Origin of the sequence: Pseudomonas sp. NA-150, from assembly GCF_044336365.1 — a bacterium.
Taxonomy (GTDB): Bacteria; Pseudomonadota; Gammaproteobacteria; order Pseudomonadales; family Pseudomonadaceae; genus Aquipseudomonas.
Genome location: NZ_CP172305.1, coordinates 1,954,082 through 1,980,241 on the forward strand (window position 1 = coordinate 1,954,082; position 26,160 = coordinate 1,980,241).

The 26,160-nt window shown below is 58.5% G+C and carries 22 protein-coding genes; 8 read left to right on the forward strand and 14 right to left on the reverse strand.

The features are described 5' to 3' along the window. Window positions 1-3: 3 nt before the first annotated feature. From ACF0H7_RS09305 to ACF0H7_RS09350, 10 genes are all read right to left on the reverse strand, one after another. Window positions 4-417 carry an NADH-quinone oxidoreductase subunit A gene (locus ACF0H7_RS09305; RefSeq protein WP_322165208.1) on the reverse strand — a complete coding sequence of 138 codons (414 nt, stop codon included), beginning with the start codon at window positions 415-417 and terminating at the stop codon, window positions 4-6. A 483-nt stretch (window positions 418-900) separates the two neighbouring features. Continuing rightward, window positions 901-2,226 carry an isocitrate lyase gene (gene aceA, locus ACF0H7_RS09310; RefSeq protein WP_397452471.1) on the reverse strand — a complete coding sequence of 442 codons (1,326 nt, stop codon included), beginning with the start codon at window positions 2,224-2,226 and terminating at the stop codon, window positions 901-903. Between the two features lie 520 nt (window positions 2,227-2,746). Beyond that, on the reverse strand, window positions 2,747-3,487 hold the full coding sequence (locus ACF0H7_RS09315) for a secretin N-terminal domain-containing protein (RefSeq protein ID WP_397452472.1): 741 nt from the start codon (window positions 3,485-3,487) through the stop codon (window positions 2,747-2,749). A gap of 275 nt (window positions 3,488-3,762) precedes the next feature. Then, window positions 3,763-4,185 (reverse strand): GNAT family N-acetyltransferase, encoded by a 423-nt coding sequence (locus tag ACF0H7_RS09320; RefSeq protein WP_397452473.1) that lies wholly within the window; start codon window positions 4,183-4,185, stop codon window positions 3,763-3,765. Continuing rightward, the gene (locus ACF0H7_RS09325) at window positions 4,178-5,344 is read right to left on the reverse strand and encodes a JmjC domain-containing protein (RefSeq protein WP_397452474.1); all 1,167 of its coding nucleotides are present in this window, start codon (window positions 5,342-5,344) and stop codon (window positions 4,178-4,180) included. Before ACF0H7_RS09325 ends, ACF0H7_RS09320 begins: the two co-directional genes overlap by 8 nt. Before the next feature lie 61 nt (window positions 5,345-5,405). Further along, on the reverse strand, window positions 5,406-6,776 hold the full coding sequence (purB, locus tag ACF0H7_RS09330; protein WP_397452475.1) for an adenylosuccinate lyase: 1,371 nt from the start codon (window positions 6,774-6,776) through the stop codon (window positions 5,406-5,408). Window positions 6,777-6,905: 129 nt separating this feature from the next. Next, on the reverse strand, window positions 6,906-7,526 hold the full coding sequence (gene hflD, locus ACF0H7_RS09335) for a high frequency lysogenization protein HflD (protein WP_397452476.1): 621 nt from the start codon (window positions 7,524-7,526) through the stop codon (window positions 6,906-6,908). Beyond that, entirely contained in the window at window positions 7,526-8,656 is a 1,131-nt protein-coding gene (mnmA, locus tag ACF0H7_RS09340) for a tRNA 2-thiouridine(34) synthase MnmA (protein ID WP_397452477.1), read from the reverse strand. The genes hflD and mnmA overlap by 1 nt, the downstream gene beginning before the upstream one ends. A 71-nt stretch (window positions 8,657-8,727) precedes the next feature. Continuing rightward, window positions 8,728-9,168 carry an NUDIX hydrolase gene (locus ACF0H7_RS09345; protein WP_397452478.1) on the reverse strand — a complete coding sequence of 147 codons (441 nt, stop codon included), beginning with the start codon at window positions 9,166-9,168 and terminating at the stop codon, window positions 8,728-8,730. A 119-nt stretch (window positions 9,169-9,287) separates the two neighbouring features. Beyond that, the gene (locus tag ACF0H7_RS09350) at window positions 9,288-11,516 is read right to left on the reverse strand and encodes an NADP-dependent isocitrate dehydrogenase (RefSeq protein WP_397453864.1); all 2,229 of its coding nucleotides are present in this window, start codon (window positions 11,514-11,516) and stop codon (window positions 9,288-9,290) included. Between the two features lie 390 nt (window positions 11,517-11,906). Between ACF0H7_RS09350 and icd the strand changes: the two genes are divergently transcribed. Then, window positions 11,907-13,163, forward strand: coding sequence for an NADP-dependent isocitrate dehydrogenase (icd, locus tag ACF0H7_RS09355; protein ID WP_397452479.1), 1,257 nt, complete (start codon window positions 11,907-11,909; stop codon window positions 13,161-13,163). Window positions 13,164-13,262: 99 nt separating this feature from the next. Here icd and cspD read toward each other — a convergent pair whose 3' ends face one another. Continuing rightward, entirely contained in the window at window positions 13,263-13,538 is a 276-nt protein-coding gene (gene cspD / locus ACF0H7_RS09360; RefSeq protein ID WP_397453865.1) for a cold shock domain-containing protein CspD, read from the reverse strand. Between the two features lie 247 nt (window positions 13,539-13,785). Between cspD and clpS the strand changes: the two genes are divergently transcribed. Together clpS and clpA are read left to right on the forward strand one after the other, a co-directional pair. Beyond that, window positions 13,786-14,151, forward strand: coding sequence for an ATP-dependent Clp protease adapter ClpS (clpS, locus tag ACF0H7_RS09365; RefSeq protein ID WP_397452480.1), 366 nt, complete (start codon window positions 13,786-13,788; stop codon window positions 14,149-14,151). Window positions 14,152-14,180: 29 nt separating this feature from the next. Next, entirely contained in the window at window positions 14,181-16,451 is a 2,271-nt protein-coding gene (clpA, locus tag ACF0H7_RS09370; protein WP_397452481.1) for an ATP-dependent Clp protease ATP-binding subunit ClpA, read from the forward strand. Window positions 16,452-16,619: 168 nt separating this feature from the next. Here clpA and infA read toward each other — a convergent pair whose 3' ends face one another. The 3 genes from infA to aat form a co-directional block, all read right to left on the reverse strand. Then, the gene (gene infA, locus ACF0H7_RS09375) at window positions 16,620-16,838 is read right to left on the reverse strand and encodes a translation initiation factor IF-1 (protein WP_219064427.1); all 219 of its coding nucleotides are present in this window, start codon (window positions 16,836-16,838) and stop codon (window positions 16,620-16,622) included. Window positions 16,839-16,937: 99 nt separating this feature from the next. Beyond that, window positions 16,938-17,645 carry an arginyltransferase gene (locus tag ACF0H7_RS09380; protein WP_397452482.1) on the reverse strand — a complete coding sequence of 236 codons (708 nt, stop codon included), beginning with the start codon at window positions 17,643-17,645 and terminating at the stop codon, window positions 16,938-16,940. 45 nt (window positions 17,646-17,690) lie between these two features. Next, window positions 17,691-18,383 carry a leucyl/phenylalanyl-tRNA--protein transferase gene (gene aat / locus ACF0H7_RS09385; RefSeq protein WP_397452483.1) on the reverse strand — a complete coding sequence of 231 codons (693 nt, stop codon included), beginning with the start codon at window positions 18,381-18,383 and terminating at the stop codon, window positions 17,691-17,693. A gap of 404 nt (window positions 18,384-18,787) precedes the next feature. On the opposite strand from aat, the gene ftsK reads away from it, so the two are divergent. The 5 genes from ftsK (at window position 18,788) to cysG (ending at window position 26,084) form a co-directional block, all read left to right on the forward strand. Further along, complete coding sequence (ftsK, locus tag ACF0H7_RS09390; RefSeq protein ID WP_397452484.1) at window positions 18,788-21,220, forward strand: DNA translocase FtsK; 2,433 nt, start codon at window positions 18,788-18,790, stop codon at window positions 21,218-21,220. 57 nt (window positions 21,221-21,277) lie between these two features. Then, window positions 21,278-21,901, forward strand: a complete 624-nt coding sequence (gene lolA, locus ACF0H7_RS09395; RefSeq protein ID WP_397452485.1) for an outer membrane lipoprotein chaperone LolA — start codon at window positions 21,278-21,280, stop codon at window positions 21,899-21,901. Between the two features lie 19 nt (window positions 21,902-21,920). Next, window positions 21,921-23,246: a replication-associated recombination protein A gene (locus tag ACF0H7_RS09400; protein WP_397452486.1), complete on the forward strand. Its 1,326-nt coding sequence runs from the start codon at window positions 21,921-21,923 to the stop codon at window positions 23,244-23,246. A gap of 162 nt (window positions 23,247-23,408) precedes the next feature. Beyond that, window positions 23,409-24,689, forward strand: a complete 1,281-nt coding sequence (gene serS / locus ACF0H7_RS09405; protein WP_397452487.1) for a serine--tRNA ligase — start codon at window positions 23,409-23,411, stop codon at window positions 24,687-24,689. Beyond that, a complete protein-coding gene (gene cysG, locus ACF0H7_RS09410) occupies window positions 24,690-26,084 on the forward strand; it encodes a siroheme synthase CysG (protein WP_397452488.1) in 1,395 nt (464 codons plus the stop codon). Window positions 26,085-26,160: the final 76 nt, after the last annotated feature.

Genomic DNA, 26,160 nt, shown 5'->3' on the forward strand with positions numbered 1-26,160 from the left:
GCCTCATTGTTTTAGCTTCGCCTGCCGAATCCGACGACCTTCAGGAGCCCAATCGAGCGCTCCTACACGCCATAGGTAGACAAGACCTGCCAACAGAATTGCTATGAAAACGAGAGCTTCGACGAATCCGGTCCAGCCGCTTTCGCGAACAGACACAGACCAGGCAAAGAGAAAGAGGGCTTCAATGTCGAAGATCACGAAGAGCATCGCGACCAGATAGAATTTTGCCGAAAGCCGCAAACGGGCGCCGCCAGTGGGCAGCATGCCGGATTCAAACGGTTCGTTTTTGCTGCGGCCCCAGGCTTTGCTGCCGAGGAGGCTGGACACACCGAGCATGAAGGCACAAAGGCCGACAACACCCAAAAGGAAAATGGCGAAACCCCAGTTGTGGGCGATCAGACCTGTCGATTCGGGCATGCTGGTAAGTCCTTAACAGAGAGCAAGGGTCTCTGAGCTTGAAAAAAGAAACAATGCAGTGACGATATGTCGCAGCGCAATGAATCTGAGTGATTTTATGGGTAAACAGGTGGCAAGTAAAATTTTCTTATTGCGACCATGGTCTGTGTATATAGCTTAAAAATCGCCACAGCCCTTGTTTTTCGGGCATTTCATGGCTTTTTGCCAATAATGTTTCTTTCACGCGGTAACGAACATTGCTCCTTGTAAATGATAATTAATATCATTTAAAGAGTGTTTCCGAAGTTTATTGATGCTAATCAGCGAAGACGTTGCTTTAACGAGGTTTGAATAATTGTAAGTGCTGTTTTGCAGGGCGAATGCCTGCACCTCTATATCGGCATTGTTTCTGTTCTGCATAAGCTCTTTTTGTCGACAAGGTGCGAAAACGAAAAAGCCGCCCGGTGGGGCGGCTTTTTCAGTGTTGCGAACGACGTCTGGAACTTAGTGGAACTGTTCTTCTTCAGTCGAACCGGTCAGCGCGGTCACCGAGGACGAGCCGCCCTGGATCACGGTGGTCATGTCGTCGAAGTAGCCAGTGCCCACTTCCTGCTGGTGAGCCACGAAGGTGTAACCCTTGGCGGCGTCAGCGAACTCTTGCTCTTGCAGTTTGACGTAGGCAGTCATGTCGTTGCGGGCGTAGTCGTGCGCCAGGTTGAACATGCTGTGCCACATGTTGTGGATGCCCGCCAGGGTGATGAACTGGTGCTTGTAACCCATGGCTGACAGTTCGCGCTGGAACTTGGCGATGGTCGCGTCGTCCAGGTTTTTCTTCCAGTTGAAGGAAGGCGAGCAGTTGTACGACAGCAGTTGGTCCGGGTATTCCTTTTTGATCGCTTCGGCAAAGCGACGGGCTTCGTCCAGATCCGGCTTGGCGGTTTCGCACCAGATCAGATCGGCGTACGGCGCGTAAGCCAGGCCGCGAGCGATGGCTTGGTCGAGACCGGCGCGAACCTTGTAGAAACCTTCCTGAGTGCGCTGACCAGTGACGAACGGCAGATCGTAAGGGTCGCAATCGGAGGTCAGCAGGTCAGCAGCGTTAGCGTCGGTACGGGCCAGGATGATGGTCGGTACGCCAGCAACGTCGGCTGCCAGACGGGCAGCGGTCAGCTTCTGTACGGCTTCCTGTGTAGGAACCAGTACCTTGCCGCCCATGTGGCCGCATTTCTTCACGGAAGCCAGTTGGTCTTCGAAGTGCACGCCAGCCGCGCCGGCTTCGATCATGCTTTTCATCAGTTCGTAAGCGTTCAGTACGCCGCCGAAACCGGCTTCAGCGTCTGCCACGATCGGTGCGAAGTAGTCGATGTAGCCTTCATCGCCCGGGTTCTTGCCGGCTTTCCACTGGATCTGGTCTGCGCGACGAAACGAGTTGTTGATGCGCTTGACCACGGTTGGAACCGAATCCACCGGGTACAGCGATTGGTCAGGGTACATGGACTCGGCAGAGTTGTTGTCCGCCGCCACTTGCCAGCCAGACAGATAGATTGCCTGAATGCCAGCCTTGACCTGTTGCACGGCCTGGCCACCAGTGAGGGCGCCCATGCAGTTGACGAAATCTTTTTCCGGACGGAACGAAGGCTTGGCGCCCTGGGTGACCAGGTTCCACAGCTTGTCGGCGCCGAGTTTGGCGAAAGTGTGTTCGGGTTGTACAGAACCACGCAGGCGGACGACGTCAGCAGCAGAGTAATTGCGGGTCACGTTTTTCCAGCGTGGGTTTTCAGCCCAGTCTTTTTCAAGGGCTGCAATTTGCTGTTCGCGTGTCAGTGCCATGGAGATAAACCTCGTCGCATAGGTCTTGGGTGGAATGTCCTGCTCCGCCAAAACGCCCTGATTTCCATGAGGCACGTCGGTGGCTACTCGCTATTCAGAAGCTTAGGTGATCGAGCCTGGATTTGGCGGGGAGGTGACGAGTGAACGAAGGATCGAGAGGGGGAAAGGTTTGGGCGGAGGGCGCACTCGGTGCTCGCAGGTTGGCTCGTGGATGCCGTGCTGCGGTCACATTGAGGTATGGCCGATCTACCGTATTACGCTTCCGTCCCTCGGGACAACTTCGTTCTCAGTCACAACCTCGTCAAACTGCCTTGTGGGCGGTACAGACACGAATCGGCTCAGGTGGGTAGGTTAGAGCGTCGATCCGAAGGCTCGTTGCAGAGCCTCTGATTAGCGGGAGCGAGGCAATCATGCCTTGGGGATTTTGGCGCGTCAAACATTTTGTAGTGCTTTTTTTCTGGCACTACATATTTGGGCTTTTGCGACTTGTCGGTCAGTTTTTGGTGGTCGGGTGCTGGGTTCAGTCCAGGGCGTCGACTTTCACCCGCAAGACCATGTCATTGCGGCCCTGCGTGCTGTAGCGGCGTGCCTGACCCTGTTGGTTGGCCAGTGATTGCTCGCTGGAGCCGGCCAAGGTGATCCACTCGCCCAAGTGTCCGGTGAGGGTTGTGTCGGTACTTTGAATGTTCACTACATCCGGATGTTCCTGGCTCATACGATCGCGATTGGTGCTGATACTCAGGTGCACGATGTCGCCGGTGAGGCTCGCGGTGACGTAAAAACCCTGGGTCACGTTACGGTATTGGGTGTCGCTTTGGGCGTAGCCGTAGGCGTCTGTGCGGGTGCTGGTCAGCGGCACGGCCTGTCCGACCTGGATCAGCGCCGGCGTGCCTTCGCTGGTCTGCACTTGCTGCACGCCGCCATCACGGCTGTCGGTGCTGCGATTGATAATGCGATTCTGACTACTGCCCTGACTGTCCTGAGTGTTGTCCTGGCTGGTGTCGACGCTGATCAACAGGCGTTTGGCGGCTTTGTCCAGTTGCGCCAGAAGGTTGCGAAGTTCGTCGATCTTGGCGGGATCGGCGTTGACGATGAGTTGATTGTTGTAGGCGCTGACGGTGCCTTCCTTGCCCAGAAAAGACTTGGCCACCGGTAACATTTCATCGCTGGTGCGATAGTTCAGGGGCACGACTTCAGTGGCGGCCACCGCGTTGAAACTGAGGGCCAGCAGCAATGAAGTCAGCAAGGGGCGTAGGGACATGTCCGTTATCTCCGCAATCGAGGGGCATAGTTAAGCGCTTGAGTTTGACAGTTTGTCGGCCTGCAATGGATCAAATTGAATCGCCGACAGCAAAACGCCCCGCCCTCTGCACTTCAGCATAGACAGCCTGAGGTGGGGAGGGCGGGGCGTTGTGATCCTAGATCGAATGCCTTCCTGTAGGAGTTGCCGAAGGCTGCGATTGGCCAGCAGCCTCGAAGGTCGTGCCGACCTTGTCGCAGCCTTCGGCAGCTCCTATAGGGGGTGGTGTCGGCCGTTTAAGCGCCGCGCACCATGTCAACGTGAGGAATCCCGGCTTCGAGAAATTCACCGCTGACAATGGTGAAGCCCAGGCGCTCGTAAAAGCGGGTCGCCTGGACTTGTGCGCTGAGTCGCTGCTGCTTCAGGCCTTTGGCTTCGGCCTGGGTGATGATTGCATCCATCAGGGCGTCACCGACTTTCAGCCCGCGCCAGTCCTTGAGCACCGACAGGCGACCGATCTCGCCGTGGGGCAGCAGCCGCGCGGTGCCGATCGGGAAGTCGCCTTCGAACGCCAGAAAGTGCATGGCGCTCGGGTCTTCTGCGTCCCACTCCAGTTCAGGCGGCACGCATTGTTCGACGATGAACACGGCTTCACGGATACGCCGGATGTCAGCGTTGTCCTTCTGCCAGTCAGCGACCCGTACGTGGATTTTATTCATCGGCAAACCCCAGGCTTCCTTGTTTGACCAGCTCGCACAGCAAGCCTCGGGTGTCTTCATCCTTCAGCCATGGGCCGAGGTTGTCCGTGTGCAGAGCATCGGCGGCGCAGATCAGCTTCAGCAGGTCGCGCATCGAGCCTGGCAGCAGGCGGCTCTGGCCGCTGGCGAACAACAGCAGGTCGTCATCGACTTCCGACCAGGCCAGGCGCGCGCTCGGGTTGCGGATCAGCACGGCACCTTGCTCCAGGCTGCCCAGCAGGTCGCCTTCGTCCAGTTCCGGGCCGACCACCAGTTCCGGGTAGCGCGGCTCGGTCATGAACTGGCCGAACCAGGTCAGCAGCAGGCGTTCGTCGCTCATGTGCTCGGCCAGCAGGCTTTTGAGGCGGTCGAGGGCGTCGTGCTGGATCTGGTGCGGATCGCTGACGGGCTGGGCGTCGGCGTCGGTGTAGCGCTCTTCGTCCGGCAGGAACTGGCTGAGGAAGTCGGTGAAGTGAGTCAGCACTTCAGCGGCGCTCGGTGCGCGGAAGCCCACCGAGTAGGTCAGACAGTCATCCACGGCCACGCCGCAGTGAGCCAGGCGCGGTGGCAGGTAAAGCATGTCGCCCGGTTCCAAAACCCACTCTTCAGTGGCCTGGAAGTCCTTGAGAATGCGCAGGTCGGCGTGTTCCAGCAGCGCGCTTTCGGAGTCGCACATCTGGCCGATCTTCCAGTTGCGCTGGCCATGGCCTTGCAGCAGGAATACGTCGTAGTTGTCGAAGTGCGGACCGACGCTGCCACCTGGTGCGGCAAAGCTGATCATCACGTCATCGATGCGCCAGCTTGGCAGGAAGCGGAAGTTTTCCAGCAATTCGGCGACTTCCGGCACGAACTGGTCGACGGCTTGTACCAGCAGCGTCCAGTCGCGTTCCGGCAGGTTGCTGAACGCGTCTTCGGCAAACGGGCCGCGGCGCATTTCCCATGGGCGTTCGCCGTTCTCGATGATCAGACGTGATTCGACTTCCTCTTCCAGGGCGAGGCCGGCCAGTTCGTCCGGATCGATCGGGCTTTGGAAATCCGGGATGGCCTGACGGATCAGCAGGGGCTTTTTCTGCCAGTAGTCGCGCAGGAATTCACGTGCGCTGATGCCGCCCAGAAGTTGAAGAGGAATATCAGGATTCATTTGTAAGCCCTTGAAATGAAAACGCCCGGCACAGCCGGGCGTGTGCAAAATTTACCGCGAGTCAGATGCGCTTGGCTTGCTCTACGGCATTGCCGATGTAGTTCGCCGGGGTGAGCTTTTTCAGTTCAGCCTTGGCTTCTGCGGGCATGTCGAGACCGTCGATGAAGGTTTGCAGTGCTTCAGGGCTGATACCCTTGCCGCGCGTCAATTCCTTCAGTTTTTCGTACGGGTTCTCGATGTTGTAGCGACGCATGACCGTCTGGATCGGCTCGGCAAGGACTTCCCAGCAAGCGTCGAGGTCAGCGGCGATTTTCTGCTCGTTGAGTTCCAGCTTGCTGATGCCTTTGAGGCTGGCTTCGTAAGCGATGATGCTGTGAGCAAAACCAACGCCCAGGTTACGCAGGACGGTGGAGTCGGTCAGGTCGCGCTGCCAGCGGGAGATCGGCAACTTGCTGGCCAGGTGCTGGAACAGGGCGTTGGCGATACCCAGGTTGCCTTCGGAGTTTTCGAAGTCGATCGGGTTGACCTTGTGCGGCATGGTCGACGAACCGATTTCGCCCGCGATGGTGCGCTGTTTGAAGTAACCCAGGGAGATGTAGCCCCAGATGTCGCGGTCGAAGTCGATCAGGATGGTGTTGTAGCGCGCAATGGCGTCGAACAGCTCGGCGATGTAGTCGTGCGGTTCGATCTGCGTGGTGTACGGATTAAAGCCCAGGCCCAGCTCGTCTTCGATGAAGGCGCGAGCGTTTGCTTCCCAGTCGATGTCCGGGTAGGCGGAGATGTGGGCGTTGTAGTTGCCGACGGCGCCGTTGATTTTGCCCAGCAACGGGACTGCAGCGACCTGAGCGATCTGGCGCTCCAGTCGGTACACCACGTTGGCCAGCTCTTTACCCAGAGTGGTCGGGGAGGCTGGCTGGCCGTGGGTGCGCGACAGCATCGGTACGGCAGCGAAGCGGATGGCCAGTTCACGAATGGACTCGGCGATCTGACGCATCAGCGGCAGCAGGACGGTGTCGCGGCCTTCGCGCAGCATCAGGGCGTGGGACAGGTTGTTGATGTCCTCGCTGGTGCAGGCAAAGTGAATGAATTCGCTGACATTGGCCAACTCAGGCAGGTTCGCGGCCTGTTCCTTGAGCAAGTATTCAATGGCTTTTACGTCGTGGTTGGTGGTGCGCTCGATCTCTTTCACACGCTCGGCGTGGGCTGGGGAAAAGTCTTCAGCCAGCGTATTGAGGATGGCATTGGCGTCGGCAGAAAAGGCCGGAACTTCAGTGATTTGCGGATGAGCAGCCAGGCGCTGGAGCCAGCGAACTTCAACCATGACACGAAAACGGATCAGACCGAATTCACTGAAAATCGGGCGCAGGGCCTGGGTTTTGCCGGCGTAGCGGCCGTCAACAGGGGAAACCGCAGTGAGCGAAGAAAGCTGCATGGGGTGTTCTCGGACAGTCGGGCAACGAAATGGGGCGCGTATCATACATGAAATTTCAGCCAGGCTTATCCAGACTGACCAGCGTAGTGCGCGCGATGATTAACGGTGTCGGTGAAACGGCGCGGTGAGTCAGCCGCGCAACATCGGATAAAGCTCTTTGAGCAGCTTGCGGCGGCTGATCACCAATTGCCAGCGGTGGCCGCCCAGCTGTCGCCACAGCCGCGCCGAACGAATGCCCGCCAGCAGCAGGGCGCGAATTTTCGACGCGTTGTTCGGTTGTTGCAGGTTGCGCATGTCGCCATGCACCTGAATCCGTTGGCGCAGGGTGCTCAGGGTGTCCTGATACAGCGCACCACTGGCCGCGATGACGTTCTCATGCACCGGGCCGAAGTGTTCGACCTGGGACTTGATCTGCGGCAGGCGCTTGCCAATGATTTCCAGCATGTCGTCGCGCTTGGCCAGCTTGCGCTCCAGACCGAGCATCGACAGGGCATAACGCAGCGGCTCGCGTTGCAGGGCCGCAGGATCGCGCTCCAGCGCGCTGAGCAACGAACGATAGCCTTCGCGCAGGTTCAGGTCGTCGCCGCCGTAGACCTCGAGGGTGTCCTTGGGGTCCATGACCAGCAGACTGCCGAGCATGCAGGTGAGGGCGGCTTCGCTGGCCTGGCCGGTTTTGGCGATCTTGTCGACCAGCACCGCGGCCTGGAATACGCCGCCGAGGGCGATCAGTTGTTCTTGCGTTGGGGTCATCAACGCTTGTCCTTGCTGTGCCAGGGTTCGGCAATTTCGATGACGCCGCCACCGAGGCAGATTTCGCCGTCATAGAACACGACGGACTGGCCAGGGGTTACGGCGCGCTGTGGTTCGTCAAAGATCGCGCGGTAGCCACCGGCGGTCTGTTCCAGCGTGCACTGCTGGTCGCCTTGGCGATAGCGCACTTTGGCGGTCAGGCGGCGCGGGCTGCTCAGGTCCACCGGGTTGACCCAGTAAATCTCCGAAGCAATCAGTGCTTGAGAAAACAGCCACGGGTGGTCATTGCCCTGGCCGACGACCAGTTCGTTGTTTTCCAGGTCTTTGACCAGTACGTACCACGGATCATCGCTGGCATCTTTCAAACCACCGATGCCCAGGCCCTGACGCTGGCCGATGGTGTGGTACATCAGGCCGTGGTGACGGCCGATGACTTCGCCTTCGGTGTTCTTGATCTCGCCGGGTTGTGCCGGCAGGTATTGCTTGAGGAAGTCACTGAAGCGACGTTCACCGATGAAGCAGATGCCGGTGGAGTCCTTTTTCTTGGCCGTGGCCAGGCCGTGTTTTTCCGCGATGGCGCGAACGGCAGGTTTTTCCAGCTCGCCGACCGGGAACAGGGTCTTGGCGATCTGTTCGCCGCCTACGGCGTGCAGAAAGTAGCTCTGGTCCTTGTTCGGGTCCAGGCCCTTGAGCAGTTCGGTGCGGCCGTCGATGTCGCGGCGACGCACGTAGTGGCCGGTGGCAATCAGGTCGGCGCCGAGGATCAGTGCGTAGTCGAGGAACGCCTTGAACTTGATTTCGCGGTTGCACAGGATGTCCGGGTTCGGTGTGCGTCCGGCCTTGTATTCGGCCAGAAAATGCTCGAACACGTTGTCCCAGTATTCGGCGGCAAAGTTGGCGGTGTGCAGCTTTATGCCGATTTTGTCGCACACGGCCTGGGCATCGGCCAGGTCTTCGCGGGCGGTGCAGTAGTCGGTTCCATCGTCTTCTTCCCAGTTCTTCATGAACAGGCCTTCCACCTGATACCCCTGCTCAATCAGCAGAACGGCAGATACGGAAGAGTCGACGCCGCCGGACATGCCGACGATAACGCGCGTCTTTGCTGGATCGTGGGGGGCTTGATCACGCATAGGGATTCGATGTGTGTCTGTAAAAAGGACGCGATTCTAACAGGCTGTCGGCGTCAAGGCTAAAACGGAATTCAATCACGGATCACGTCCAGTGAGTGGACGGGCCCGGCGAGGTAGTCGTCGATGCAGCGCAACACCAGTTCGCTGCGCCAGCGCTCGGGTTGGGCGGCCAGTTCTGCGCGACTGAACCACGGGGCGCCGACAATCCCGGTGTCCAGGGTGCGTTGCGGGTCGTGGCGCACCGGTTTGGCGCTGAAGCAGACGCGCTGGTAGGTCACGCCGTTGCTGGGGGCGGTGTACAGGTAAATGCCGACCACGCCGGTCAGTTCGACGTCCCAGCCGGTTTCTTCAAGGGTTTCGCGCATCGCGGCGTCACGCAAGGTCTCATCAGGGTCCAAATGGCCGGCCGGTTGGTTGAGTACCAACTTGCCGCCCTTGAGTTCCTCGACCAGCAAAAACCGGCCTTGGTCTTCGACAATGGTCGCGACGGTGATGTGGGGTTGCCATTCCATAGAGAGAGTGCCCTGTAGAAAGTAAAAGCCCAGAGGCAGAAACCCCGGCGCTGGGCCGGGGCTTCTGAAGGTCGGATGGCTCAGGCTTTGCGAGCTTGAGCCATCTAGCCGGTGCCGCCTTAAACCAGTGCGGAAATCGCAGCGTTCAAGGTTGCGCTTGGGCGCATGGCTTTGCTGGTCAGCTCAGGGTTCGGGTAGTAGTAACCACCGATGTCCACTGGTTTGCCCTGCACGGCGTTCAATTCGGCAACGATGGTTGCTTCATTGTCGGCCAGGGTTTTTGCCAGGGTGCTGAACTGCGCTTGCAGCGCTTTGTCTTCGGTCTGGGCGGCCAAGGCCTGAGCCCAGTACAGCGCCAGGTAGAAGTGGCTGCCGCGGTTGTCGATGTTGCCGACTTTGCGCGATGGCGACTTGTTGTTGTCCAGGAACTGACCGGTTGCCTGGTCAAGCGTACTGGCCAATACCTTGGCTTTCGGGTTGTTGTAGGTGACGCCCAGGTGCTCAAGAGAGGCAGCCAGAGCCAGGAATTCACCCAGCGAATCCCAGCGCAGGAAGTTTTCTTCGACCAGTTGCTGAACGTGTTTCGGCGCCGAACCACCCGCGCCGGTTTCGAACAGGCCGCCACCGTTCATCAGTGGCACGATCGACAGCATCTTGGCGCTGGTGCCCAGTTCCATGATCGGGAACAGGTCAGTCAGGTAGTCGCGCAGTACGTTACCGGTCACCGAGATGGTGTCCTGGCCGGCACGGGTGCGTGCCAGGGTGAACACCATGGCTTCAACCGGCGACATGATGCGGATGTCCAGACCCGAAGTATCGTGGTCTTTCAGGTAGGTCTGGACTTTCTCGATCATCAAGGCGTCGTGGGCGCGAGCCGGGTCCAGCCAGAACACGGCCGGGGTGTTGCTGGCGCGAGCACGGTTGACGGCCAGCTTCACCCAATCCTGGATTGGCGCGTCTTTGGCCTGGCACATGCGCCAGATATCGCCTGGCTCGACGTTATGTTGCAGCAATACACGACCCTGCTCATCAGTCACGCGGACAACGCCGGCGGTGTTGATTTCGAAGGTTTTGTCGTGGGAACCGTACTCTTCGGCTTTCTGCGCCATCAGGCCAACGTTTGGCACGCTGCCCATGGTGGTCGGATCGAAGGCGCCGTTCTTTTTGCAATCTTCCAGGGTGGCCTGGTAGATGGTCGCGTAGCAACGGTCCGGGATCACGGCCTTGGTGTCTTGCAGTTCACCGACGGTGTTCCACATTTTACCGGAGTCACGAATCATCGCCGGCATCGAGGCGTCAACGATGACGTCGCTCGGTACATGCAGGTTGGTGATGCCTTTGTCGGAATTAACCATCGCCAGGGCAGGGCGAGTCGCGTAGACCGCCTGAAGATCAGCTTCGATCTCGGCCTGTTGAGCGGCCGGCAGCGCTTTGATGCGCGAGTACAGGTCGCCGATGCCGTTGTTCAGGTTGAAGCCGATGTCTTTCAGTACGGCGGCGTGCTTGGTCAGCGCGTCTTTGTAGTACTCGGCAACGATGATGCCGAACATGATTGGGTCGGAGACTTTCATCATGGTGGCTTTCAAGTGTACCGACAGCAGTACGCCTTGCTGTTTCGCGTCTTCGATTTCAGCGGCGATGAAGGCGCTCAGGGCCTTCTTGCTCATGGTCGAGCAATCGATGATCTCACCGGCTTTCACGGAAGTCTTTTGTTTCAGGACGGTGGTGGTGCCGTCTTGAGCGATCAGTTCGATTTTGACCGAGCCTGCGGCATCGATCAGGGCCGATTTTTCGCTGCCGTAGAAGTCGCCGCTGTTCATGTGAGCAATGTGCGATTTCGAGTCGGCTTTCCAGGCGCCCATCTTGTGCGGGTGCTTGCGTGCGTAGTTCTTCACCGACAGCGGAGCGCGGCGGTCGGAGTTACCTTCGCGCAGAACCGGGTTCACGGCGCTGCCCTTGATCTTGTCATAGCGCGACTTGGCTTCTTTGTCGGCGTCTGTCACCGGCACTTCCGGGTAGTCCGGAACCTTGTAGCCGGCGTCCTGCAGTTCCTTGATCGCGGCTTTCAATTGCGGGATCGAGGCGCTGATGTTCGGCAGCTTGATGATGTTGGCTTCTGGCGTGTTGGCCAGGGCGCCAAGCTCGGCAAGGTGATCACCAATGCGCTGTTCGGCGCTCAGGTGCTCGGGGAAGCTCGAAAGAATACGACCAGCAAGAGAGATATCGCGGGTTTCGACGGCGATATCAGCGGAGGCGGTGAAGGCTTCGACGATAGGCAGCAGCGAGTAGGTGGCGAGTGCCGGAGCTTCGTCGGTGAAGGTGTAGATGATCTTCGAACGGTTGGACATATTCGGAAAACTCTCTTCTTTGCTGAGCGTGCACAAAATCTCGATATGCGCAGGGTAGGCGCTTTCGTCCAAAGTCATCAATGAGGCGAAAGTCGAGGATTCGTCGCGGTGATGTTGGGTGCATCAGTAGAGCGTCAAGCGGTCGGGCTGCGGTAGCAGACCGGCCTTTTCGAGGGCTGGAAATCTTGATCCAGACGCCGGGCCCCCTATGACCCAGTGGTCACCGGCGGAGTATACCATTGGTTTTGCGCATTAATACGGCGGTATTGGGCTGTGACGTGGCTCATGAGGTATGTTTCGACGTGTGGATCCTATGGTTCCAGTCCGGATTCAACTGGGTTACGCTCAGGCGCAACCAGGATGTTCAATCACAAAAAAGTGGAGTCCAGCATGGGATACAAGAAGATTCAGGTTCCAGCCGTCGGCGACAAAATCACCGTCAATGCAGACCATTCTCTTAATGTGCCGAACAATCCGATCATCCCTTTTATTGAAGGTGATGGCATCGGTGTCGACATCAGCCCCGTCATGATCAAAGTCGTCGACGCAGCCGTGCAGAAAGCCTACGGCGGCGAGCGCAAAATCTCCTGGATGGAGGTTTATGCTGGCGAGAAAGCCACTCAAGTTTACGATCAGGACACCTGGCTGCCCCAGGAAACCCTGGACGCGGTCAAAGAATACGTTGTTTCGATCAAAGGCCCGCTGACCACGCCGGTGGGTGGCGGTATCCGTTCGCTGAACGTGGCCTTGCGTCAACAGCTCGACCTTTATGTCTGCCTGCGCCCGGTGCGCTGGTTCGAAGGCGTGCCCAGCCCGGTGAAAAAGCCCGGCGACGTCGACATGACGATCTTCCGTGAGAACTCCGAAGACATTTACGCCGGCATCGAGTGGAAAGCCGGCTCTCCAGAAGCCATCAAGGTGATCAAGTTCCTCAAAGAGGAAATGGGTGTCACCAAGATCCGTTTCGACCAGAACTGCGGCATCGGCGTCAAGCCGGTCTCCCTGGAAGGTACCAAGCGTCTGGCTCGTAAAGCCCTGCAATATGTAGTGGACAACGACCGCGACTCGCTGACCATCGTGCACAAAGGCAACATCATGAAGTTCACCGAAGGTGCCTTCAAAGAATGGGCCTACGAAGTGGCGGGCGAAGAGTTCGGCGCCACCTTGCTCGACGGCGGTCCTTGGATGCAGTTCAAAAACCCGAAGACCGGCAAGAATGTAATCGTCAAGGACGCCATTGCTGACGCCATGTTGCAGCAGATTCTGTTGCGTCCGGCCGAATATGACGTGATCGCCACGCTCAACCTGAACGGTGACTACCTGTCCGACGCCCTGGCGGCTGAAGTGGGCGGTATTGGTATCGCACCGGGCGCCAACCTGTCGGACACCGTGGCGATGTTCGAAGCCACCCACGGTACGGCGCCGAAATACGCCGGCAAGGACCAGGTCAACCCAGGCTCGCTGATCCTGTCCGCAGAAATGATGCTACGGCACATGGGCTGGGTCGAAGCGGCCGACCTGATCATCAAAGGTACCAATGGTGCGATTTCGGCCAAGACCGTGACCTATGACTTCGAACGTCTGATGGAGGGAGCCACCTTGCTGTCTTCTTCGGCGTTCGGCGATGCCATGATCAAGCACATGTAAACGGGCGGGCGTCAAAACTAAAGCGGCCCGTTCATGTTGAGTGAACGGGCCGTTTTGTTTGAGGCTTGTGGGGGTATGGCTGTTTGAGGGCGGGGTAGCTCAAACGGTCATATTCTGCTGGCTGTGGGTCATACTCGGAGCATCGACAGGGCGGGGTTTCTGACCTTCGGTGACCGCCTGGATCTCGACGGCGTGCAATCCTTTAGGTCCCTGGATGATATCGAACTGGACAGGCTGACCGGCTTTCAGGGTCTTGTAACCGTCCATTTTGATTGCCGAGTAGTGGGCGAAAAGGTCCTCATCGGGTTTGCCGTCCTCAACGACAAAGCCGTAGCCTTTGGCGTTGTTGAACCATTTGACCTTGCCCTGTTTCATGGGGGTACTACTACTATTTGCCATGCTCACATCCTTCTGCAAAGGACTCCGTCTGGAGTATGATCCACCTCATCCGCCGGACCGAAAAAGAATTTGGTTGACTGCACGGACCCTTTTTACCCAATGTGGGTTCTATTGTTTGTATCACCGATTAGCCGATAGTCAAGGTCACGCGGCGGACCGCGTAAAAACCGCTCGCTGCTGGACTAAAATTACTGTATCCGCCCACCTACGAACCTTTCTTTCCATGCATGCAATCAGCCAGATTCGACTAACATTCAATCAGGATCATCCAGCGGAGCCGCAAGACGACGATGCTGCTGGGGTGGCGTTGAAAGAAGCCAAGCCTGAGCTGCAGGCGCCACCGATGTACAAGGTGGTGTTGTTTAATGATGATTACACACCGATGGATTTCGTCGTTGAAGTGCTCGAGGTGTTTTTCAACCTGAATCGAGAGCTGGCGACCAAGGTGATGCTGGCCGTCCATACAGAGGGACGGGCAGTATGTGGATTGTTTACCCGCGACATCGCCGAGACCAAGGCAATGCAGGTCAACCAATACGCCAGGGAAAGCCAGCATCCGCTACTCTGTGAGATCGAGAAGGACGGTTAACGCCGACCACTTGGGTATGAGGTGAAGCTATGTTAAACCGTGAGCTCGAAGTCACTCTCAATCTGGCCTTCAAGGAGGCCCGCTCCAAACGTCATGAATTCATGACGGTTGAGCATCTCCTGCTGGCTCTTTTGGATAATGAGGCCGCCGCCACCGTACTGCGTGCGTGCGGCGCCAACCTCGACAAGCTCAAGCATGACCTGCAGGAGTTCATTGACTCCACGACACCGTTGATCCCCGTCCATGACGAAGATCGCGAAACCCAGCCAACCCTGGGCTTTCAGCGGGTCCTGCAACGTGCTGTCTTCCATGTGCAAAGTTCGGGCAAGCGTGAAGTCACCGGCGCCAACGTGCTGGTCGCGATTTTCAGCGAGCAAGAAAGCCAGGCAGTATTTCTGCTCAAACAGCAGAGTGTTGCACGGATCGATGTTGTGAATTACATCGCTCATGGCATCTCGAAAGTGCCTGGGCATGGCGATCACTCTGAAGGTGAGCAAGATATGCAGGACGACGAGGGCGGTGAGTCTTCTTCCTCAGGCAATCCTCTGGATGCCTATGCCAGCAACTTGAACGAATTGGCTCGTCAGGGTCGAATCGATCCTTTGGTCGGACGAGAAATGGAAGTCGAACGCGTCGCGCAGATTCTGGCGCGTCGTCGTAAAAACAACCCATTGCTGGTCGGTGAGGCCGGTGTCGGCAAGACCGCCATCGCCGAAGGTCTGGCCAAGCGTATCGTTGACAGCCAGGTCCCGGACCTGCTGGCCAACAGCGTGGTCTACTCCCTCGACCTGGGCGCCTTGCTCGCCGGTACCAAATACCGTGGCGACTTCGAGAAGCGCTTCAAGGCGCTGCTCGGCGAACTGAAAAAGCGTCCGCAGGCGATCCTGTTCATCGACGAAATCCATACCATCATCGGTGCCGGTGCTGCTTCCGGTGGCGTGATGGACGCGTCTAACCTGCTCAAGCCGTTGTTGTCTTCGGGCGACATCCGTTGCATCGGTTCGACCACCTTCCAGGAATTCCGCGGGATTTTCGAAAAAGACCGTGCGCTGGCGCGACGCTTCCAGAAAGTCGATGTGTCCGAGCCTTCGGTAGAAGACACCATTGGCATCCTGAGAGGCCTCAAGGGGCGTTTCGAGCAGCATCACAGCATCGAGTACAGCGATGAGTCGTTGCGTGCCGCTGCCGAGCTTGCATCGCGTTACATCAATGATCGGCACATGCCGGACAAAGCCATTGATGTGATTGACGAGGCGGGCGCCTATCAGCGTCTGCAACCGGTGGAAAAACGCGTCAAGCGCATCGAAGTGCAGCAGGTTGAAGACATCGTGGCGAAAATCGCCCGTATTCCGCCTAAACACGTCAACAGCTCCGATAAGGAACTGCTGCGTAACCTTGAGCGCGACCTGAAGCTGACTGTATTTGGTCAGGATGCCGCCATCGATTCGTTGGCGACCGCGATCAAGCTGTCGCGTGCAGGCCTGAAGTCGCCGGACAAACCGGTCGGTTCGTTCCTGTTCGCCGGTCCTACCGGTGTCGGCAAGACCGAAGCCGCTCGTCAGTTGGCCAAGGCGTTGGGTATCGAGCTGGTGCGCTTCGACATGTCCGAGTACATGGAGCGGCATACCGTTTCGCGCTTGATTGGTGCGCCGCCGGGTTACGTCGGTTTCGACCAGGGCGGTCTGTTGACCGAAGCGATCACCCGCCAGCCGCATTGCGTATTGCTCCTCGATGAAATCGAGAAGGCGCACCCGGAAGTCTTCAACCTGCTGCTGCAGGTCATGGACCACGGTACGCTGACCGATAACAACGGGCGCAAGGCGGACTTCCGCAACGTGATCGTGATCATGACCACCAACGCCGGCGCGGAAACTGCTGCGCGTGCGTCGATCGGCTTTACGCATCAGGATCACTCTTCCGATGCCATGGAAGTGATCAAGAAGAGCTTCACGCCGGAATTCCGCAACCGTCTGGACACCATTATTCAGTTTGGTCGCCTCAGCCATGAGGTCATCAAAAGCGTGGTGGACAAGTTCCTTACCGAACTGCAGGCGCAGCTGGAAGACAAGCGTGTGCTGCTTGAAGTTACCGATGCAGCCAGAAGCTGGCTGGCGGAAGGCGGTTACGATGCGCAGATGGGTGCCCGACCAATGGCGCGCTTGATCCAGGACAAGATCAAGCGTCCGCTGGCTGAAGAGATTCTCTTCGGTGAGCTGGCCGAACATGGCGGTGTGGTTCACATCGACATCAAAGACGGGGAAATGACCTTCGACTTTGAAACCACGGCAGAGATGGCGTAACGGTAAATGCTGCCTGCTCCTGTGTAGGAGCGGGCTTGCCCGCGATCAAGGTGTGCCATACGCACCGCGTTAAGCCGATCGCAGGCAAGCCTGCTCCTACAGGGGCAGCATCAAATCGCAGACACACAAAAACGCCCGGCATATGCCGGGCGTTTTTGTTAAGACCTGTTAGCGGGCGCGGTAAGTAATGCGGCCTTTACTCAAGTCGTAGGGCGTCATTTCGACGCGCACCTTATCACCGGTAAGAATACGGATGTAGTTCTTGCGCATTTTGCCGGAAATATGCGCGGTGACGATGTGCCCATTTTCCAACTCCACACGGAACATGGTGTTGGGCAGGGTGTCGACGACAGTACCTTCCATTTCCAAGCTGTCTTCTTTCGACATGCAGTTAAAGCCCTCGGTATCCAATGAATGGCCCGGTGCAACTGCGCCAGGCAAAAGCGGCGTGCATTGTGCCCGAAAAGTAGGGAGTAAGCCAAGGCCTCAATACAGAGTGACCCACCGTTGGTTGGTCAGCAGCTCGATGGGACGGTATTGAGTTTTGTAATTCATCTTCTTGCAGTTCTTGATCCAGTACCCCAGATAGACCGCGTGAAGCTGCAGCCGGGCTGCCTCTGCGATCTGCCAGAGAATGGCGAAACGCCCCAGGCTGCGGCGGTCTTCGTTCGGTTCGTAGAAGGTATAGACCGCTGAAAGACCGTTCGGCAGAAGGTCGGTAACGGCCACGGCCAACAGCCGGTCGTCCAGACGAAATTCATAAAACGTCGAGAAGGGCAGGTCGCGCACCAGGAAGGTGGAGAACTGGTCGCGGCTGGGTGGGTACATGTCGCCATCGGCGTGCCGTTGTTCTATGTAGCGTTGGTACAGGTCGAAATATTCTTCGGTAAAGCGCGGTTTGGTGGCCGTGACCTGTAAGTCGGCATTGCGTTTGAAAATACGTTTCTGCTGGCGGTCAGGCTCGAACAGGCCGACCGGAATGCGCGCAGGCACGCACGCGCTGCAATTCTGGCAATGCGGCCGATAGAGGTGATCCCCGCTGCGACGAAAGCCCATGTCGGAAAGATCGGCGTACACCTGAACATCCATCGGCTGGCTAGGGTCCAGAAATAGCGTCGTGGCCTGTTCCTCAGGCAAATAGCTGCAGGAATGGGGTTGAGTGGCATAAAACTTAAGCCGCGCCAGCTCGGTCATGATCAACCCTCGGAAGTGAAAGCTTTAGTAAGAGTGTATGTCACGCTATGAAACTCGCCTAGGCAACCAGTCGGCGATATTGGGTTGGTCCAGATGCTTCTGAAGGTAGTGGGCGAAGGTTGAGCGCGCCATTGCTGTGGCGCCAAAGCTGTGCAGGTATTGCGTGTGCACCTGGCAGTCGATCAGCACGAAACCCCAGGCGACCAGGCGTTCCACCAGCGTCGCAAAACCGACCTTCGATGCGTTGTCCGCGCGGCTGAACATCGATTCGCCGAAGAACAACTGACCAATGGCCAGGCCGTAAAGTCCGCCGACCAATACCCCGTCGTCCCAGACTTCGACGCTGTGGGCATGGCCGCGTCGATGCAATTCGATGTAGGCCGATTGCATCGCTCCAGTAATCCAGGTGCCGTCGGCGTAATCGCGGGGTGCGGCGCAGGCTTCGATCACGGCGGCGAAGTCCTGGTCGAAGGTCACCTGATAGCGCTGCTGGCGCATGACCTTCGCCAGGCTGCGGGATATATGGATTTGCTCCGGGATCAACACCGTACGCGGGTCGGGCGACCACCAGAGAATCGGCTGCCCTTCGGAGAACCACGGGAAGCAGCCGTGGCGATAAGCGGCAATCAGCCGATCGGCCGACAGATCACCCCCGGCGGCCAGCAACCCGTCGGGGTCACGCAGGGCTTTCTCCAGGGGCGGGAAGTTCAGGTTGTTACGCTGCAGCCAGGTCAGCATGGCATCAGCACTTAACGAGAGGGGAGAGGGCAACAGTCGGCGTTTGCAACTCCACGTTGTTCATGTGGTCGTAGATGACCGTCTGGATGAAACATGAAGCGGACATAAGATGTATGAAATGCTGGCACACTGATTTCGCATTGCTGTGACGACTGATGTTACTCATAAAAAACACCCCATAAGCCTTTGTCACGCAAGACAATGCATGCTCAAATTGAACAACTCGCCGGACCCTTGAATATATGCTACACCGAAGCCAGACGAGCGTGGCATCAAGCGTACAAACCCGTACAATGCCGACCTTGAGCAAGTGTTTTCAAGTTCAGGCCGGGTTGAAAGTGAAAGTAGATGTTGTTTTATTGGTGCCACGCGCTAGACAGTAGTAGTTCGTAGTCAATAATCAGATGTTCGCGCCCAGGCGCAGGAATAGAAGCGTTTTGAAGAAATCCACCGTAGCAACCAGTCCCGTTCCGCTGTGGCGTCAGCACTTGCACTACCGACTCAAGGAAGGTGCGCTGATCGCTTTTGGCGCCCTGTGCCTGTATCTGATGATGGCGTTGTTGACCTACGACCAGACCGATCCCGGCTGGAGCCATACCAGTAACTCGCAACAGGTGCAGAACGCAGCAGGCCGCGCAGGTGCCTTCGCGGCAGACATCCTGTTCATGGTGCTCGGTTACTTCGCCTATATCTTCCCGCTATTGCTGGCGATCAAGACCTGGCAGGTCTTCCAGCAACGCCACGAGCCGTGGCAGTGGAGTGGCTGGCTGTTCTCCTGGCGTTTGATCGGTCTGGTGTTCCTGGTACTGTCCGGGGCCGCGCTGGCGCATATCCATTTCCATTTCACCGCAGGCTTGCCGGCTTCGGCCGGCGGTGCGCTGGGCGAAAGCCTGGGGGATCTGGCGGAGCGTGCCTTGAATATTCAGGGCAGCACGCTGTTGTTCATTGCCCTGTTCCTGTTCGGTTTGACCGTGTTCACCGACCTGTCGTGGTTCAAGGTGATGGACATCACCGGCAAGATCACCCTCGACTTGTTCGAGTTGATCCAGAGCGCGGCGAATCGCTGGTGGTCGGATCGCACCGAGCGCCGGCAGATGGTGGCGCAGTTGCGCGAGGTGGATAACCGCGTCAACGAAGTCGTGGCGCCCGTTGCTCCAGACCGCCGTGAGCAGGCCAAGGCTAAAGAGCGTCTGATCGAGCGTGAAGAGTCCCTCAGCAAGCACATGATCGAGCGTGAGAAGCACGTACCGGCCGTGATCGCTCCGGCTCCGATCAAAGCGCCCGAGCCGAGCAAGCGCGTGCAGAAAGAGAAACAGGTGCAGTTGTTCGTCGACAGCGCCGTGGAAGGCACTTTGCCGCCAATCTCGATCCTCGACCCGGCGGAGAAGAAACAACTCAATTACTCCCCGGAATCGCTGGCGGCCGTCGGTCATCTGCTGGAAATCAAACTCAAGGAGTTCGGGGTCGAGGTCACGGTGGATTCCATTCACCCAGGCCCGGTAATTACCCGTTACGAAATCCAGCCGGCGGCCGGGGTAAAGGTCAGTCGCATCTCCAACCTGGCCAAGGATCTGGCGCGCTCGCTGGCCGTGACCAGCGTGCGGGTGGTGGAAGTGATTCCCGGCAAGACCACCGTCGGTATCGAGATTCCCAACGAAGACCGGCAGATCGTGCGCTTCTCCGAAGTGCTGTCGACGCCTGAATACGATGACGCCAAGTCGCCGGTCACTTTGGCCCTTGGCCATGACATCGGCGGTCGCCCGGTGATCACCGACCTGGCGAAGATGCCGCACCTGCTGGTGGCCGGTACCACCGGTTCCGGTAAGTCAGTCGGTGTCAACGCGATGATCCTGTCGATCCTGTTCAAGTCGGGCCCGGAAGACGCCAAACTGATCATGATCGACCCGAAAATGCTTGAATTGTCGATCTACGAAGGCATCCCGCACTTGCTGTGCCCGGTGGTGACCGACATGAAAGATGCCGCCAACGCCCTGCGCTGGAGCGTTGCCGAGATGGAGCGGCGTTACAAATTGATGGCGAAGATGGGCGTGCGTAACCTGTCGGGCTTCAACCACAAGGTCAAGGAAGCTCAGGACGCTGGCACACCGCTGGTCGATCCCCTGTATCACCGTGAAAGCATTCACGATGAAGCGCCGCTGCTGACCAAGCTGCCAACCATCGTGGTGGTGGTAGACGAATTCGCCGACATGATGATGATCGTCGGCAAAAAGGTCGAAGAACTGATCGCGCGTATCGCGCAAAAAGCCCGGGCCGCCGGTATTCACTTGATTCTGGCGACCCAGCGTCCGTCGGTGGACGTGATCACCGGTCTGATCAAGGCCAACATCCCGACGCGGATGGCGTTTCAGGTGTCGAGCAAGATCGACTCCCGAACCATCATTGACCAGGGTGGCGCCGAACAATTGCTGGGCCACGGTGACATGCTGTACATGCCGCCGGGCACCAGCCTGCCGATTCGTGTTCATGGTGCATTCGTGTCCGACGATGAGGTACACCGCGTCGTAGAAGCGTGGAAGCTACGCGGCACGCCGGACTACAACGAAGACATTCTGGCGGGCGTTGAAGAGGCCGGTAGCGGCTTTGATGGCGGTGGCGGTGGCGAAGAGGACAGCGAAAGCGATGCGCTCTATGACGAAGCCGTGCGCTTTGTCCTGGAAAGCCGTCGCGCGTCTATCTCTGCCGTGCAGCGCAAGCTGAAGATCGGCTACAACCGCGCCGCGCGGATGATCGAGGCGATGGAGATGGCGGGCGTCGTCACCTCCATGAACACCAATGGCTCGCGTGAAGTGATCGCGCCGAGCCCGATGCGCGACTGACCCGAATAGCGCAACCCTGCGCCCTTCGGACTTTCACTGAATTCATAGAGGACTCCCATGCGCCTTATCCGCATGTTGATGGTATCTGCACTGGCTTTTACCGCCGTTTCGGCCCATGCCGACAGCAAGGACGTTGCACGTCTGACCCAATTGCTTGAGAACTCCAAAACCCTGAGCGCGCGCTTCTCCCAGCTGACCCTGGACGGCTCCGGCACTCAATTGCAGGAAACCGCTGGCGACATGTCGCTGCAGCGTCCAGGGCTGTTCTACTGGCACACTGATGCGCCGCAGGAGCAGTTGATGGTCTCCGATGGCCAGAAAGTGTCGCTGTGGGACCCTGACCTGCAGCAAGTAACGATCAAGAAGCTCGACGTGCGCCTGACCCAGACCCCGGCGCTGTTGCTGTCGGGCGACGTATCGAAGATCAATGAAAGCTTCGACATCAGTGCCAAGGAAGCCGGCGAAGTGATTGACTTCACGCTCAAGCCGAAAACCAAGGACACGCTGTTCGACAGCCTGCGCCTGTCGTTCCGCAAGGGCCTGATCAATGACATGCAACTGGTCGACAGCGTCGGTCAGCGCACCAATATCCTGTTCACCGCTGTGAAAGCCAACGAGCCGATCCCTGCGAGCAAATTCCAGTTCGTCACCCCGAAAGGCGCTGACGTCATTCAGGAATAAGAGGTTTCAAGCGCAGCCCATGGATCTGTTTCGTAGTGAACCGATTGCTCAACCTCTGGCGGCGCGCTTGCGTGCCACCAACTTGGACGAGTACGTCGGTCAGGAGCACTTGCTCGCTCATGGCAAGCCTCTGCGTGAGGCGCTGGAGCAAGGCGCCCTGCATTCGATGATTTTCTGGGGCCCGCCGGGCGTGGGTAAAACCACCCTGGCGCGGTTGCTGGCGAAGGTCTCGGATGCGCACTTCGAAACGGTCTCGGCGGTGCTGGCCGGGGTCAAGGAGATCCGTCAGGCGGTGGAAATCGCCAAGCAGCAGGCCGGGCAATATGGTCGTCGCACCATCCTGTTCGTTGACGAAGTGCATCGCTTCAACAAATCGCAACAGGATGCGTTCCTGCCTTACGTGGAAGACGGCACGCTGATCTTCATCGGCGCCACCACGGAAAACCCTTCGTTCGAACTGAACAACGCCTTGCTCTCGCGGGCCCGGGTGTACGTGCTCAAGAGCCTCGACGAAGCCGCTTTGCGCAAGCTGGTGCAGCGGGCGTTGACCGAGGAGCGCGGGCTGGGCAAGCATCAACTGAGCCTCGGGGATGAGGGCTTCAAGATCCTCTTGGCGGCGGCTGATGGGGATGGTCGGCGCATGCTCAACCTGCTGGAAAACGCTTCCGACCTGGCCGAAGACGGCAGTGAAATTGCTGTCGAGCTGCTGCAAAGCCTGCTCGGCGATAGCCGTCGCCGTTTCGACAAGGGCGGCGAGGCCTTTTACGACCAGATTTCCGCGCTGCACAAATCGATTCGTGGTTCCAATCCCGATGCCGCGCTGTACTGGTTCGCGCGGATGATCGATGGCGGCTGCGATCCGCTGTACCTGGCGCGCCGCGTGGTGCGCATGGCCAGCGAAGACATCGGCAATGCCGACCCACGCGCGCTGCCGTTGTGCATGTCGGCGTGGGACGTGCAGGAGCGCCTCGGCAGCCCGGAGGGCGAACTGGCCGTGGCCCAGGCCATCGTCTATCTCGCCTGCGCACCGAAGAGCAACGCGGTGTACATGGCGTTCAAGACCGCCATGCGCGAAGTCACCGAGCATGGCTCGCTGGAAGTCCCGCTGCACCTGCGCAATGCGCCGACCAAGCTGATGAAACAGCTCGGTTATGGCGAAGAATACCGTTATGCCCACGATGAACCCGACGCTTATGCCGCCGGAGAAGACTACTTCCCCGAGGAACTGGAGCCGCGTCAGTATTACCAGCCGGTACCGCGCGGACTGGAGCTGAAGATCGGCGAAAAACTCAAACATCTGGCCGCACTCGACGCTGCCAGCCCGCGACAGCGGAGAAAGTGGTGATTCGAACGATTCTGGCCGTGTCGATAGCCGGGATCGCTGGTACATTATTGCCCTTTGTTACCTGTAGCTGACGCTCGCTGACCGCGTCATTTCTATTTCGACGAGTGGCCTGCAACCCGGGCGCCCTGTCCTAGACCCAACATTGATAGACGAGAGAACGATATGCTCGATTCCAAACTGTTACGTACCCAACTTCAGGACGTAGCGGATCGCCTGGCGTCCCGTGGTTTTACCCTGGACGTGGCCCGCATCGAAGCGCTGGAAGCTCAGCGCAAGACCGTCCAGACCCGCACTGAACAGTTGCAGGCCGAGCGTAATGCCCGTTCCAAATCCATCGGTCAGGCCAAGCAGCGCGGCGAAGACATCGCGCCGTTGATGGCTGACGTCGAACGCATGGGCGACGAGTTGACCACCGGCAAGGTCGAGCTGGATGCGATCCAGGCCGAGCTGGACGCGATGATGCTCAACATGCCGAACCTGCCGCATGAATCGGTACCGATCGGCGCTGACGAAGAAGACAACGTTGAAGTCCGTCGCTGGAGCAATCCAACGGTGTTCGATTTCGAGGTCCAGGACCATGTGGCGCTGGGTGAAAAATTCGGCTGGCTGGATTTTGAAACCGCGGCCAAATTGTCCGGCGCACGTTTTGCCTTGCTGCGCGGCCCGATCGCTCGCCTGCATCGCGCTCTGGCGCAGTTCATGATCAACCTGCACGTCACCGAACACGGTTACGAAGAAGCCTACACCCCGTACCTGGTCCAGGCGCCAGCGCTTCAGGGCACCGGTCAGTTGCCGAAGTTCGAAGAAGATCTGTTCAAGATATCCCGCGAAGGCGAAGCCGATCTGTACCTGATCCCGACCGCTGAAGTGTCGCTGACCAACATCGTCGCCGGCGAAATACTCGATTCGAAACAACTGCCGCTGAAATTCGTGGCACACACCCCGTGCTTCCGGAGCGAAGCCGGTGCGTCGGGTCGCGATACCCGTGGGATGATTCGTCAGCACCAATTCGACAAGGTCGAGATGGTGCAGATCGTCGAACCTGATAAATCCCAGGAAGCGCTGGAAGCCCTGACCGGCAACGCCGAACGCGTTCTGCAACTGCTGGAACTGCCGTATCGCGTGCTGGCGTTGTGCACCGGCGACATGGGTTTCAGTGCGGTCAAGACCTACGACCTCGAAGTCTGGATCCCGAGCCAGGACAAATACCGCGAAATCTCCTCGTGCTCGAACTGCGGTGACTTCCAGGCGCGTCGCATGCAAGCGCGCTGGCGTAACCCGGAAACTGGCAAGCCAGAACTGGTTCACACCCTGAACGGTTCCGGTTTGGCGGTCGGTCGTACCCTGGTAGCGGTGCTGGAAAACTACCAGCAAGCCGACGGTTCGATTCGCGTTCCGGACGTGCTCAAGCCTTACATGGGTGGCATTGAGGTCATCGGCTAAATGGAATTCCTGCCGCTGTTTCATAACCTGCGTGGCAGTCGCGTGCTGGTCGTGGGTGGGGGTGAGATTGCCTTGCGCAAATCACGCCTGCTCGCGGATGCCGGGGCTGTGTTGCGGGTTGTTGCACCCGAAATCGAAACGCAGTTGCGCGAGTTGGTTCAACAGGGCAGCGGTGAACTGATTCTGCGCGGCTACGCCGAAAGCGATCTGGATGGCTGCGTACTGATCATTGCCGCCACCGATGACGAGCCGCTCAACGCTCGGGTGTCCGACGATGCCAAGCGGCGTTGTGTGCCGGTCAATGTGGTGGATGCTCCGGCCCTGTGCAGCGTGATTTTCCCGGCCATTGTTGACCGCTCACCCCTGGTGATTGCGGTCTCCAGCGGTGGCGACGCGCCGGTGTTGGCGCGGTTGATTCGCGCCAAGCTGGAAACCTGGATTCCCTCGACCTACGGCCAATTGGCCGGGCTCGCCGCGCGTTTCCGGACACAGGTGAAGAACCTGTTTCCGGATGTGCAACAGCGTCGGGCGTTCTGGGAAGATGTCTTCCAGGGCCCGATTGCGGATCGTCAATTGGCCGGGCAGGGCGCCGAAGCCGAGCGTCTGCTGTTGGCGAAGATCGCCGGCGATGCGCCGAACGCGCCGGGCGAGGTGTATCTGGTGGGGGCGGGACCGGGTGATCCGGATTTGCTGACCTTCCGCGCCTTGCGCCTGATGCAGCAAGCCGACGTGGTGCTGTATGACCGCCTGGTGGCACCGGCGATTCTCGAACTGTGCCGTCGCGATGCCGAACGGGTATATGTCGGCAAGCAGCGCGCCGACCATGCCTTGCCGCAGGATCAGATCAACCAGCAATTGGTTGATCTGGCCAAACAAGGTAAGCGCGTACTGCGGCTGAAGGGCGGCGATCCGTTCATCTTCGGCCGTGGCGGTGAAGAGATCGAAGAGCTGGCGGCCAATGGCATCCCGTTCCAGGTAGTTCCGGGTATTACCGCTGCCAGTGGTTGTGCGGCTTACGCCGGTATTCCGCTGACCCATCGTGATTACGCGCAGTCCGTGCGCTTCGTCACCGGTCACCTGAAAGACGGGACCAGTGACCTGCCTTGGGATGACCTGGTCGCCCCGGCCCAGACCCTGGTGTTCTACATGGGGCTGATCGGTTTGCCGATTATCTGCGAGCAACTGATCAAGCACGGCCGCTCGGCCGACACCCCGGCTGCGCTGATCCAGCAGGGTACTACCTCGAATCAGCGAGTATTTACCGGGACCCTGGCCAACCTGCCACAACTGGTCGCGGAGCATGAAGTTCATGCACCTACGCTGGTGATCGTCGGGGAAGTGGTGCAGTTGCGGGAAAAACTGGCGTGGTTCGAAGGCGCCCAGTCACAGGTTTGACCTTACCGCAAGAGCCCCCGCTTCTGTAGGAGCTGCCGAAGGCTGCGATCGACCGGGAACCGGTCGCCGCGTTTTG